Annotated in this window: 9 protein-coding genes; 4 read left to right on the forward strand and 5 right to left on the reverse strand. The window is 70.0% G+C overall.

Annotated features, from left to right (window positions below; genetic code table 11):
• Positions 1 to 391: 391 nt before the first annotated feature.
• Positions 392 to 976, reverse strand: a complete 585-nt coding sequence (locus AB0K21_RS37145) for a TetR/AcrR family transcriptional regulator (RefSeq protein ID WP_343967936.1) — start codon at positions 974 to 976, stop codon at positions 392 to 394.
• A gap of 295 nt (positions 977 to 1,271) precedes the next feature.
• On the opposite strand from AB0K21_RS37145, the gene AB0K21_RS37150 reads away from it, so the two are divergent.
• The 3 genes from AB0K21_RS37150 (at position 1,272) to gndA (ending at position 5,968) form a co-directional block, all read left to right on the forward strand.
• Entirely contained in the window at positions 1,272 to 2,531 is a 1,260-nt protein-coding gene (locus AB0K21_RS37150; protein WP_364156743.1) for a glycosyltransferase family 4 protein, read from the forward strand.
• Between the two features lie 57 nt (positions 2,532 to 2,588).
• Positions 2,589 to 4,217, forward strand: a complete 1,629-nt coding sequence (locus AB0K21_RS37155; protein WP_364156746.1) for a serine/threonine-protein kinase — start codon at positions 2,589 to 2,591, stop codon at positions 4,215 to 4,217.
• Between the two features lie 320 nt (positions 4,218 to 4,537).
• Positions 4,538 to 5,968 (forward strand): NADP-dependent phosphogluconate dehydrogenase, encoded by a 1,431-nt coding sequence (gene gndA / locus AB0K21_RS37160; RefSeq protein ID WP_364156749.1) that lies wholly within the window; start codon positions 4,538 to 4,540, stop codon positions 5,966 to 5,968.
• A gap of 51 nt (positions 5,969 to 6,019) precedes the next feature.
• Here the strand turns inward: gndA and AB0K21_RS37165 are convergent, their stop codons facing one another.
• Genes AB0K21_RS37165 through AB0K21_RS37175 form a run of 3 tightly spaced genes read right to left on the reverse strand, consistent with a single transcriptional unit; the run spans position 6,020 to position 9,828 of the window.
• Entirely contained in the window at positions 6,020 to 6,238 is a 219-nt protein-coding gene (locus AB0K21_RS37165; RefSeq protein WP_343967927.1) for a hypothetical protein, read from the reverse strand.
• A gap of 45 nt (positions 6,239 to 6,283) precedes the next feature.
• Positions 6,284 to 8,074, reverse strand: coding sequence for a thiol reductant ABC exporter subunit CydC (cydC, locus tag AB0K21_RS37170; RefSeq protein WP_364156753.1), 1,791 nt, complete (start codon positions 8,072 to 8,074; stop codon positions 6,284 to 6,286).
• The gene (locus tag AB0K21_RS37175) at positions 8,071 to 9,828 is read right to left on the reverse strand and encodes an ABC transporter ATP-binding protein (protein ID WP_364156756.1); all 1,758 of its coding nucleotides are present in this window, start codon (positions 9,826 to 9,828) and stop codon (positions 8,071 to 8,073) included. The genes cydC and AB0K21_RS37175 overlap by 4 nt, the downstream gene beginning before the upstream one ends.
• Before the next feature lie 196 nt (positions 9,829 to 10,024).
• On the opposite strand from AB0K21_RS37175, the gene AB0K21_RS37180 reads away from it, so the two are divergent.
• The gene (locus tag AB0K21_RS37180) at positions 10,025 to 11,419 is read left to right on the forward strand and encodes an MFS transporter (protein ID WP_364156759.1); all 1,395 of its coding nucleotides are present in this window, start codon (positions 10,025 to 10,027) and stop codon (positions 11,417 to 11,419) included.
• On the opposite strand, the gene AB0K21_RS37185 is transcribed toward AB0K21_RS37180, so the two are convergent.
• Entirely contained in the window at positions 11,392 to 12,006 is a 615-nt protein-coding gene (locus AB0K21_RS37185) for a hypothetical protein (RefSeq protein WP_343967918.1), read from the reverse strand. The two genes, AB0K21_RS37180 and AB0K21_RS37185, sit on opposite strands and share 28 nt — an antisense overlap.
• Between the last annotated feature and the right edge of the window lie 221 nt (positions 12,007 to 12,227).

The following is a 12,227-nucleotide window of genomic DNA, read 5'->3' on the forward strand; positions in this document are numbered from 1 at the left end:
TTGTGCCGTTATTCTTTCAGGCCCGCTTTTTCGTGTCAAACCGGCTCGTTTTGAATCGATTGACTTGATCTTGCAGGTCTTGCTGGAATTCGGCGACTCCGTTTCCAGAGCAACCCTTCTAACGTACTCGACCATCTGATTCATGTCGAACCAGACCCCTTTGGAGATAGATATCCCCTTGGGATGAAGATCGTTAGAGAGGTTCCCGAGGCCCCGGCGCCACCGCCGTCTCCCTCGGGTCTGGTGAACTGTACGAACCTCGTCCCGCATCGTCAAATCGACCACGTCCCCAGAGAGACCCGACCGCCCGGAAGACCGATGAATCGCACGCTTATGTGGTGACGACCCTTGAGGCCGTGGCGCCGGCGAAGAGGTTCGGTGACAGGCGACGTCAGCGGGAGAGCGTGGCCGACATCGTCGCCACGATGACGCTGACCAGCCCCTCGACGACTTCGGCGCGGTCCACCTCGGGATGCTCCAGCCACCAGTCACCGGTGGCCTGAACCATACCGACGAAGGCGTGACCCAGTACCTGGGCGCGAACCGGATCGGGCACCGCCGTCTCGGCGGCGATCACCGTGCCGAGTTCCTCACCGAGGCTGCGCACGATCGCGGTCATCTGGGAGTGGGTCCGGCTGTCCTCCGCGCCGGCCCGGTAGAAGAGGAACCGGTAGAGATTCAGGTTGGCCGCGATCATCTCCAGATAGGCGTCGATCGTCGCTCGGGCGCGACTGCGCAGGTCGGCCTTGGCCCGGTCGAACTCCGGGCGCAGCAGGCCGACCACGGTGCGGACATGCCGGTTCGCCAGGGCCTGGTAGAGCCCGCTCTTGTCGCCGAAGTGCCGGTAGAGGATGGGCTTGGTGACCCCCGCCTCTGCGGCGATCGACGCCATGGACGCCTCGGGTCCCTCACGCCGGATCACCCGGTCCGCGGCGTCGAGCAACGCTCGACGCCGATCCGGATCCCGTCCGCCCACCGATGCTCCCCTCACACGGAGAGGAACAGCATAGGCCGGGCGCCCCGGCCGGAAGCGCCGTGAACGCGAACAGCGGCTCCGGTGGGGCAGGGGACATGAGCTCACGTCGCGAAGGACGGGCGGGACCGATTCACCGGCGGTCCGGGACCGCTGCGGCCCGTACGACGATCTGTCAGGCAGTGAGCGAGATGTCCGGCGTGTGCGCTTTAGCGGAAGTAGCTCCGGGAAAGGGGAATGACAGGGAATGCGGGACGGGCGGGGGGCTCTCAGCATGTCGAGGACGCGGCGAGCACGGGTGGCTGTCAGGCGGATGGCGTTCGGGGTGCTGCGGGCGCTCAACGCGAGGCGGGCGAGGCGCGCTCCGGCGCCCGACACGAGAACCGTCCGGATCCTGCTGCAGCACGCGTACGGAATGGGCGGCACCATCAGGACCGTGCTCAACCTGGCGGGTCATCTGGCCCGCGAGCGCGATGTGGAGATCGTCAGCGTGGTCCGGACGGCCAGGGAGCCGTTCTTTCCCATCCCGCCGGGCGTGCGGGTGTCGTTCCTGGACGACAGGACCCGGCGGCGAGGCCCGGTGGGGTGGCTGCTGTCGCGCCTGCCGAGCATGCTGATCCCGAGGCAGGAGAACGTCTACCGGGCGGTCTCACTGCTGACGGACCTGCGCATGGTCCGCTGTCTGCGATCCATGCGCACCGGCGTGCTGATCTCCACCCGGCCGGGATTCAACCTGATCACCGCCCTGTTCGCGCCACCGGGCGTCATCACCATCGGCCAGGAGCATGTGGCACTCGACGTGCACTCCCCCGAGGTCGTCCGGCTCATCAAGCGGCGCTACGGCAGGCTGGACGCCTTCGTCACGTTGACGCAGGTGGACCTGCAGCACTACCGCAGGGTTCTGAGGACACCGCCCGGACGGCTGCTGCGCATCCCGAACGCCGTGACCGCGCTGTCCGGTGACATCGCGAAGCTGGACGAGAAAGTCGTGGTCGCCATCGGCAGGATGGTGCACGCCAAGGGCTTCGACCTGCTGGTGAAGGCATGGCAGCCCGTCGCCGCGGCGCACCCCGACTGGGTGTTGCGCCTTTACGGGCGCGGCAGGCCCGAGGCCGAGCGGAAGCTCCGCGCCAGGATCGAGGAGGCCGGGCTGTCGGACACGATGTTGCTCATGGGCAGCTCGTCGGAGATCGGCATGGAGCTGGCCAAGTCATCGATCTACGCCGTCAGCTCGCGCCACGAGGGATTCAGCATGACGATCCTGGAGGCGATGAGCAAGGGCGTGCCGGTGGTGAGCTTCGACTGCCCGCACGGCCCCGGGGAGGTCATCGTGCACGAGCACAACGGGCTGCTCGTTCCGCCGAAAAAACCCGCGGCGCTCGCCGAGGCGCTCTGCCGGCTGATCGAGGATCGGGAGCTGCGTGGCAGGCTCGGCGACAACGCGGCGCTGACGGCAGCCGACTACGGTCTCGACGCCATCGGGGCCCGCTGGGACGCGCTTCTGGCGGAGCTCGGTGACGGACATCCCAGCGACCAGAAGCGGCGCCTGCCGGTATAACGCGTGGTTCGCGGGTGAAACTCCGGTAATCTGCCGCTCGTCTTCAGGAGGTGGCAGGTGGCCGGAGCGGGTGCCGTCGCCGTACCGGGCTACGAGGTGTCCGGGGTGCTCGGCCAGGGTGGTTTCGGAATCGTCTACCGGGCCAGGCAGCTGGCGGTGGAGCGTGAGGTCGCGCTCAAGGTGGACAACCGGGTGCTGGTCTCGGAACGGGACCGGCGCCGTTTCATGCGCGAGGTGACCTCGGCGGGCGCCCTCTCCGGCCACCCGCACGTCGCCCATGTCTACGACGCCGGGGTCCTGCCCGACGGGCGGCCGTACATGGTCCTGGAGCTGTGCCCTGGCGGGTCGCTGCTGGATCGGATGCGTGCGGAGGGGCGGCTGCCGCCGGTCGAGGTCACCGACATCGGCATCAAGATCGCCGACGCGCTGTCCGCGGCGCACGCCGCCGGAGTGCTGCACCGCGACATCAAGCCTGCCAACATTCTGATCAACCGGTACGGCAATGCGGTGCTCTCCGACTTCGGCCTGGCCACCATGCCCTCGTCGGGCAGCGAGGCATCGGTGACCAGGGAGTCCCTCACCCCTGCCTATGCTCCGCCCGAGGCGTTCGAGCTGACCGAACCCGCCCCCGCGGGCGACGTCTACTCCCTCGCCGCCACGCTGTACGCGCTGCTCTCCGGGCGCCCTCCGCGCTTCCCGGAGAGCGGCGTGGTCAACATCGCGGTCATCATGGCCCTGCACCGCCTGCCCGTCCCCGAGATCCCGGGGGTGCCGCCGGAACTGACCGCCGTGCTCAGGGATGCCATGGCCGCCGACCCCGCGCGGCGCACCCCCTCGGTGGCCGCGCTGCGCGACGCCCTCGCGGGACTGCGTTCGACGGGGGAGGTTCCGGCCTTCCCGTCCCGTGCCCCACGGCCCGTCCCCCCTCCCCCGGCTCCGGCTCCATCTCCGCCGTATGCCACAACGCCACCGCCGTACGGCGCGCCGCCGGTCCAGGGCGGGCCCGGCAGGGAGCCGGTGCGGTCGCATCTGACCTCTCCGGGGGTGAGCGGTACCAAACCGCCGGAGCATCCCGCCTCGTCGAACACGCGGGTCTTCGTCGCGGTGGCCGTAGCCTTCGTGATCCTGCTGCTGGCCGGGGCCGGGCTCATGTACATCGAGAATCGCGACCGGACCCCGACCACCTCGCAGCAGTCGGGCCGGGGCGGCGAGAACGCCGGGGACGGCACGGCCTCGGCGCCCGGCGCGTCCGCGGCCCCCAAGGTTCCGGAGGTTCGCACCGTCACGGCGGCCTGCCCCGCCTCGGCGGTCGCCGGTGCGGGGGCCGCGTGCGTGGCGGAGCCCGAGTGCTGGGGCGGCCTCGTCTCGATCGCGGGCGACACCACGGCCAGGCGGATCGGCTGCGAGGAGACGCACGTGTGGGAGACGTACGCGATCGCGCCGCTTCCGCAGGACTCGCTCACCTACGACCTGGCGGCCCTGGAGAAGCATCCGACGGTGCGGAAGGTGTGCTCGGAGCAGGTCATGTTCGCCTCCATGCACGACACCCGCAGTGATAGGCGGAGCAGGTGGCAGGGCACGGTCCTGCCCCCCTCCCAGGAGCAGTTCCAGGGTGGGGCACGGACCTATCGGTGCCTGGGCGGCCTCATCGGCCTGGAGACGCCGGGAATCCGCTTCGGCCGGTGAGCCCTCGGGGTGGGATCCGGTCACGTCGCTCCCGCTCCCAGCCGGGGCCGGAACCGCTCGGAAGCGGACGGTCCGCCGGTCGGCACGGCGCCGACACTCTCTTCGCCCCTTTAGTCAGGGCGAGTAGGGACTGGCATTCTTGAGGTGAAGGATTGGATGAGGCGAGATGTGAACGCTCGCTTCGCGATCCGCGTACGTCATAAGCGGTGATGACGCACGGACCGGGTTCGCTCATGCTTTCGAGAAACCCACTATGTGGCATCCTGTCGTGTTTTCTTTCCCGGTCGTGAGGACCGAGGTCTCCGAGTTGGAGGTATGTGATGACTCAGGCACAGATCGGTGTGACAGGGCTGGCCGTCATGGGGGCGAACCTCGCCCGTAACCTGGTGAGGCACGGGCATGTGGTAGCGGTGCACAACAGGTCACATCACAGGACCAAGGCACTGGTCGAGGAGCACGGGGACGAGGGGACCTTCGTCCCCTGCGAGACTCCCGAGGAGTTCGTCGCGGCGCTGGAGCGCCCCCGGCGCATCCTGATCATGGTCAAGGCCGGGGCGGCGACCGACGCGGTGATCGAGGAGTTCGCTCCCCTGCTGGAGCCGGGCGACATGCTGGTGGACGGCGGGAACGCGCACTTCCTCGACACGCGCAGGCGCGAGGCCGCGCTGCGCGAGCGCGGCCTGCACTTCGTCGGCGCGGGGGTCTCCGGCGGGGAGGAGGGCGCGCTGCTCGGGCCGAGCATCATGCCCGGCGGCTCGAAGGAGTCGTACGAGGCGCTGGGCCCGCTGCTGGAGGACATCGCGGCGAAGGTCGACGGCGTGCCCTGCTGCGCGCACATCGGTCCCGACGGTGCCGGGCACTTCGTGAAGATGGTGCACAACGGCATCGAGTACGCCGACATGCAGCTCATCGCCGAGGCGTACGACCTGCTCAGGCAGGGGCTCGGCCGGACCCCGGCGGAGCTCGCGGACATCTTCGCGGAGTGGAACTCGGGCGAGCTGTCCTCGTACCTGATCGAGATCACCGCCGAGGTGCTCCGCCAGGTCGACGCGGCCACCGGCAGGCCGCTCGTCGACGTGATCGCCGACCGGGCGGAGCAGAAGGGCACCGGCCGGTGGACCGTGCAGATCGCCCTGGACCTGGGGGTTCCGGTGAGCGGCATCGCCGAGGCGGTGTTCGCCCGCTCCCTGTCCGGCCACGCCGACCTGCGCGCGGCCGCGCGCGGCCTGCCGGGTCCTTCGGGCGTACCGGCCGGCGCCGTCGGCGAGGACTTCGCCGAGGATGTGCGGCGGGCGCTGTACGCGTCGAAGATCGTCGCCTACTCCCAGGGATTCGACATGATCAGGGCGGGTAGCGCCGAGTACGGCTGGAACGTCGACCCCGGCGTGCTGGCCACGATCTGGCGGGGCGGCTGCATCATCCGCGCCGTCTTCCTGGACCGCATCCGCGAGGCGTACGCGGCGCCGGACAAGCCGGTCACCCTGCTCGCCGCCCCCTATTTCGCCGAGGCGCTGACCCTGGCGCAGGACTCGTGGCGGCGGGTGGTGGCGAAGGCCGCCGAACTGGGCATCCCGGCACCGGGTTTCTCCACCGCGCTGGCCTACTACGACGGGCTGCGGGCCGAGCGCCTGCCTGCGGCCCTGATCCAGGGCCAGCGTGACTTCTTCGGTGCGCACACCTACCAGCGGGTGGACCGCGAGGGCTCCTTCCACACCCTGTGGTCGGGCGACCGCACGGAGATCGGGAGCTGACATCCTCGGCGGGCGGCGGAAGGCTCCGCCGCCCCTCCCCCGGCCGACCGCTCAGCTGTGGCCGCCGCGGTGCCGGGGACCGTGCGGGTCCGGGCAGTGCTGACGCGGTACGACCTGCGCCGGGTCGGCCTCCGGGCCACCGGGGTCCACCTGGAGGGTGGTGTGGTCGATGTCGAAGCGCTCCTTGAGCAGTTCCGCCAGTGCGAGGCGCACGCGGTGGCAGACGACGGTGAACAGCCGCCGCGGCCGGCGGGGATTCCGGCGTAGCATGGAAACCCTTTCTGGGGAAGAATGCAGCTTCCCCGCGGCCACGCCTCAGGTGGACGCCCGGCCCGCGGTGGGGGCCGTCGGCTGGTCGAGGTCGTCGACCTGGCGGGCGTACAGGCGCGCGTAGGCGCCCCCTTCCGCGAGCAGCTCTCGGTGGGTCCCCTGCTCCACGAGCCTGCCGCGGTCCATGACCAGGATCCGGTCGGCGTCGGTCACCGTGGAGAGGCGGTGCGCGACGACCAGGAGGGTCCGTCCCTCGGCGAGGTCGTCGATCTGCCGCTGGATCTCGGCCTCGGTGTGCACGTCGAGTTCGGAGGTCGCCTCGTCCAGGACGAGGATCGGGGCGTCCTTCAGCAGCGCCCGGGCGATCGACAACCGCTGCCGCTGGCCACCGGACAGGCGTTCGCCCATCTCTCCGACGACGCTCTCGTAGCCCTCGGGCATCGCCAGGATCGTGTCGTGCAGCGCCGCCCTGCGGCAGGCCGCCTCCAGTTCCTGCTGGGTGGCCTCGGGGCGGGCGATGCGCAGGTTCGCGGCGACCGTGTCGTTGAACAGATACGTGCGCTGGCCGACGACGGCGACGAGGTCGCGCAGCTCCTCCAGGCTCAGGCGGTCGATCGGGACGTCCCCGACGCGGATCGATCCCGAGGCCGGATCCCAGAACCGCAGCAGCAGCGAGATCAGCGTGGACTTGCCGGAACCCGAGGTGCCCACGACCGCGTACCGTTTGCCGGCCGGGACGGTGAACGAGACGTCGCTGACCGCGGGAGGGGTCAGGCCGGGCACGGCGGCCGGGTAGCCGAATGTGACGCCCTCGAAGCCGATCGACGGCTCGGCCGGCGCGGCGACGGGGGCGGGCGGGTCGGCGACCGCCGGGGGCCGGTCGGTGACCTCCCAGATGCGCCGGGCGCCGGCGAACGCCTGCTCCAGGTCGGCGATGAACTCCTCGACGCCGAGAACCGGCCCGAAGGTCGCCAGGCTGATCGCGACCACGATCGCGACGTCCTGCCAGGAGAGTCCCTGTGCGGCTCCGGCGAACAGGACCGCGATGACGCCGGCGGCCACCAGCAGCTCGTTCAGCCCGCGCCGTACCGAGATCATCGCACCCAGCCGCCCGACGGCGCCCGCCCCCGCCGAACCGAGCTCGCCGAGCTCGTCGAGGCGGCGGGTGCCGTATCCGAAGGCCAGCACCTCGCGAACGCCCTGCACACCGTCGGTCATGTGCTGGGAGACATCGCCGCGGGCCTGCCGCAGGTCGGTGGCCGCCGTGGCGGCCGCCCGGTGACTCATCCAGGGAACGACGACACCCACGGCGACCAGGAACGGCGCCAGCACCAGGGCGACGACGGGACTGAAGGCCGCGCCCAGCACCGACAGCGAGACGAGCGGGACGATCGCCGCGGCCAGTGACGGAGCGATGGTGTGGGCGTAGAACACCTCGATACGGTCGATGTCCTTCATGACGCGGGCGAGCAGGTCACCGGTGCGGCGCCCCTCGATTCCCGCGGGGGCCTGCGGCTCGATCCGCGTGTAGAAGTCGTCGCGCAGCATGGCCAGCAGCTTGAACGCGACGAAGTGCCCGAAGTACTGCTCGATGTAGCGGAACAGGCCCTTGGCGAACGCGATGACGACCATCGTGACGGCCACGGATGTGATCACCCCGGCGTCTCCGGAGGCGACGCGGGTGACGCCCCAGGATCCGATGCCGTACAGGGCGATGTTGAGGCACATCTGAAGCACCCGGAAGGTCACCGAGGTGGTGAGCGGGGGCCAGAGCGGGCGGCCGAAGTCGAGCAGGCGCCGGCTGATCCGGGCGCGGGTCATCTCCTCGGTGGTCATGATCCGGTCTCCGCCTCTGTGCGTCGCATGGCGCGGGCGTAGTGCCCGGTGCCCGACAGCAGTTCGTCGTGGGTGCCGTGCTCGGTGACACGGCCGTCTTCCAGGACCACGATGTGGTCGGCGTCTCGTACGGTGGCCAGGCGGTGCGCGATCACGAGAACCGTGCGTCCGACGGCGAGCCGGTCCAGTGCGGAGAGGATCGCCGCTTCGGACTCCAGGTCGACGTTCGAGGTGGGCTCGTCCAGGATCAGGATGGGCGCGTCCTTGAGTACGGCTCGCGCGATCGCGACCCGCTGTGCCTGCCCGCCCGACAGCATCAGGCCGCGCTCGCCGGTCGGAGTGTCCAGGCCCTCCGGCAGGCCGCGGACGAACTCGTCGAGGTTGGCGGTGCGCAACGCCTGCCACAGCCGGTCGTCGTCGGCGCCGGGGGCGGCGACCCTGAGGTTGTCCCGCAGCGTGCCGGTGAACAGGTAGGTGGTCTGGGCGACGACGGTGATCTGCTCGCGCACCCAGTCGCCGGGTACCTCGGTGACGTTGTGGCCGCCGATGCTGACGACGCCCTCGCCCGCGGCGATGTTGCGCTGGAGCAGAGCCGCGGCGGTGGACTTTCCGGACCCGGACGGACCGACCAGGGCGAGTTTCTCTCCCGGCGCGATCCTGAAACTCACGTCGCGGAGCACCGGGGACCCCGGGTCGTAGGCGAAGCTCACGCCGTGGAACTCGACCTCCGCGGGGGCGCCGTCGGGCGCCGGCGTCGCGGGATCGGGTACCGACGGCCGCTCGGCCAGGAGTCGTTTGATCTCCTTGGCCGCGGCGCTGCCGCCCATCCCGATGTAGAAGAACTGGCCGACCTTGTCCAGCGGCTCGACGAGCTGGGTGGCGAGCAGGACCAGCGCGACCGCCTCGCCGATGCCGATCGCGCCCTCGTCCAGCCGTACCATCGCCAGAACCGTGGCCGCAGTGATCATCCCCAGGGAGAACACCGTGTCGACCACGAACAGGATGACCTGGTTCCCGGCCAGCAGCCGCATGATCGCCCGGCGGAGATCCTCCGATGCGCTTGCCAGGGTCCTGCCGTGCGCGGTGCCCTGGTTGAAGAGCTTGAGCGTCGACAACCCCTGCAGCGCGTCCAGGAATCGGGCTGCCAGCCGGTTGGCGGTGTCCCGGTAGCCCGCGCTGACCTTGGCGAAGCTCCGTTCGAAGATCCCGACGGTGAGCGGGATCGCCGGTACCGCGATGGCGATGACGAGCGCCGCCCACGGGTCGACGAACAGCGCGATCGCGGCGAGGACCAGAACCGGAACCGTCATCGAGGCCAGGATCGGGCCGAGGAAGGTCGCGTAGTAGGTGGCGACCAGTTCGACCGCCTCGGTGGCGGTGGAGACCAGCTGACCGCTCTGCTCGCGTGAGCGCAGGGGCGCGCCCAGCCGGAGCAGGTGGCGGTAGATCCGCGCTCGCAGACTCACCTCCAGGAAACCGCCGGCTCGGATGGTGACGGCCGGGATCAGTGCCGCGAACAGGGCCCGCAGCGCGGCGGCCGCCACCAGACCGATGATCAGCCCGCTACTCGGCGTTCGTCCTGCCGCGATCTCTCCGATCGCCGCGCCCACGAGCAGGAGAAGCGCCGTGGTGGCGAGCGCCTGCGACCAGGTACCCAGTACGGACCACAGCACACGACCCCGGATCGCGCCCATCAGCGACTCCGGTTTCGGCGGCGCGGGCGAGGCACCCTGCTCCGCCGACAGCGCATCCATCTATGCACCCTCCGACCCTTGTTTCCCCTAAGGGAACGATGTTTCACTATGAAGTCACCCGAACAGGCGCTCGGCCAACAGGCCCGGGCGGCTGCGGGCCCCCGAATCTCGTTTCCCTCATGGGGACGATGTTTCACTATCAAGTCATCTGAACAGATGCTCAGTCAATAGGTTTGAGCAAGTACGGAGGTCACGCATGGACCACACGGTTTCCCGGCCCCCCGAAATCGAGATGGCCGTCTATGCGGGCCGCCCGCCGGCCCAAGTCCGGTTGGACCGCGCGGCCCCCTTCGGCTGGTGGGCGGCCGCCGTCATCGCGCTGGTCTCGCTCGTCGACAAGGTCGAGTTCTACCTGGTCGCGGGTGCGTTGCCACTGATCCAGGCGGAGTTCGGATTCAGTGACACCTGGGGAGGCGCGATCTCGACAGCCTCACTGGTGGCCAGTGCCATCCTGCTCCTGCCGGCCGGCTATCTCGCGGACACCGGACGGCGCACCGGCCTCATGGCGGCCATCGTGGGGTCGTGGGCCCTGCTCACCCTGGGCTCCGGGCTCGCCCCGACGTTCGCCCTCTTCTTCGGCATGCGCGTCCTGCTCGGCGGTGCCAGCCAGCTCTACAGCCCACCGGCGGCCAGCCTGCTGGCCGACTACTATCCGCCGGGCTCGCGTGCCCGGGCCTTCGGATTCGAGCGCATGGCCTACTTCGCCGGCACCCCCATCGGCGTGGCCGTGGGCGGTGCCGTCGGGCAGGCGTACGGCTGGCGTAGCGCGTTCTTCTTCGTGTTCGTTCCCGGCCTGCTGGTGGCCCTCCTCTGCCTGACGCTACGCGAGCCGATCCGCGGGATCGGCGACCGTGTCGGCGAGGCCCAGAAAGCCGCCGGCGTTCCGGGGCCGGATGCCGCCGCGACGAAGGACGAGACGACAGCGGACGACGCGACGGCGACGGCCGCGGAGAAGCCGCGTCTTCGCGAGGTGATCCCGCAGATGCGAGAGGTGATCGCGATCCGGGCGGTACGCCTCGTCTTCACCGGTCTCGGGCTGCTCTTCTTCGGCATCGGCGGAATCATGTGGTGGCTGCCCACCTTCCTGCAGCGCTTCAACGGCCTGGAGGCCGGACCGGCGGCGGGCATCGCCGGAGGCGCCGGCCTGGTGGGCATCATCGCGGGCACCCTGCTCGGCAGCCGATACGGTGACAGGTGGCAGGACCGCCGGCGGGCCTGGCGTGTCACGCTGAGCGGTGGCAGCCTGCTCGCCGGCGCACTGTTCCTCGGGGCCGCGGTGGGCGTGCCGGTCCTCGGGGTACGCATCGTGATGTTCCTGATCACCAATGCCTTCTTCTGCGTGGCGATCGCCAACCTGACCGCGGGCCTGGCCGATCTGCTGCCGGCGGAGCGGCGCGGTGTCGGCTTCGCCCTCCTCCAGTTCACCCTCGCCCTCAGCGGAGCGCTCGGGCCTCTCCTGGTGGGCGCGGTGTCCGACCTGTTCGGCTCACTGCTCTACGCCTTCACCGCCCTGCTGGTGCCCGCGACGATCAGTGGCCTGGTCGTGCTGCAGGCGCGCTCCAGCTATGACACGGGAGCCGTCCGGACATGAGCGAGTGCTCGCCCGGCCCGGGTCAGCCACCACACCGCCACCGCGAAGGCCGTCCAGACGCAGGTGTTGAGCGACTCCTCAAACCACTGCAGGGCGATGGTCTGCTCCGGCTGCCCGGCGAGCATTCCCATGCTGTAGCTACCGAGGATGTTGAACCCCAGCAGGGCCATCGCCACGGTGTCACCCGACTTCTGGGCCAGCAGGATCAGCCGCACGGCGAGGAGCGTCGACGATGCCGTGGTCACGACGAGCAGCGGCCAAGTCGCTCCGACTCCGGCCGCGGCGACGACTCCGATCAGAGCGAAGGCCACGAACGCCCACAGCGGAGCGATCCTCCTGCCCGCATCACCGGGACGGACGCTCAGCAGCGCCCAGGCGAGGATGGTGAAGCCCGGCCCGAGCAGGAAGAACTGCGCCTTGGCCATCCAGACGATGTCAGGGCCGCCCAGGGCCACGATGGTCTTCCAAGTGGCCTTGAGGGCGCCGCCGGTCACGATGGACAGCCCTCCGGCCAGTGCGACACGCATCACTTTCGGTCCGGCGACGGCACCAACCCCGGGAACGAGCAGGGTGATACCGGTCGCCATAGCGAGAACCGGCAAGAAGTCCACAAGCGCCAAAGAGAGGGGGTATTCCACGGCACTACCATCCGATTCCCTAGAGGAAACACTGTTTCCAAGGTAGGAACACGTGGAGACGCCTGTCAATGACGGAACCGGGTCGCGGCCCGCCCGGCCCCCGGCGCGGCAGGGGTCCACGCGGACGGGCCGCGGCCCTGGTCCACCGCGACGCGGGCTCGGGTGCACGG

This window comes from Streptosporangium sp. NPDC049248 (genome assembly GCF_040678965.1).
In the GTDB taxonomy this organism is placed as follows: domain Bacteria; phylum Actinomycetota; class Actinomycetes; order Streptosporangiales; family Streptosporangiaceae; genus Streptosporangium; species Streptosporangium fukuiense.

Bases quoted from the DNA above. Each gene is read 5' to 3' on its own strand.
- gndA (WP_364156749.1), top strand. From the start codon at position 4,538: ATGACTCAGGCACAGATCGGTGTGACAGGGCTGGCCGTCATGGGGGCG.
- AB0K21_RS37165 (WP_343967927.1), bottom strand. From the start codon at position 6,238: ATGCTACGCCGGAATCCCCGCCGGCCGCGGCGGCTGTTCACCGTCGTC.
- cydC (WP_364156753.1), bottom strand. From the start codon at position 8,074: ATGACCACCGAGGAGATGACCCGCGCCCGGATCAGCCGGCGCCTGCTC.
- AB0K21_RS37175 (WP_364156756.1), bottom strand. From the start codon at position 9,828: ATGGATGCGCTGTCGGCGGAGCAGGGTGCCTCGCCCGCGCCGCCGAAA.
- AB0K21_RS37180 (WP_364156759.1), top strand. From the start codon at position 10,025: ATGGACCACACGGTTTCCCGGCCCCCCGAAATCGAGATGGCCGTCTAT.
- AB0K21_RS37185 (WP_343967918.1), bottom strand. From the start codon at position 12,006: ATGGCGACCGGTATCACCCTGCTCGTTCCCGGGGTTGGTGCCGTCGCC.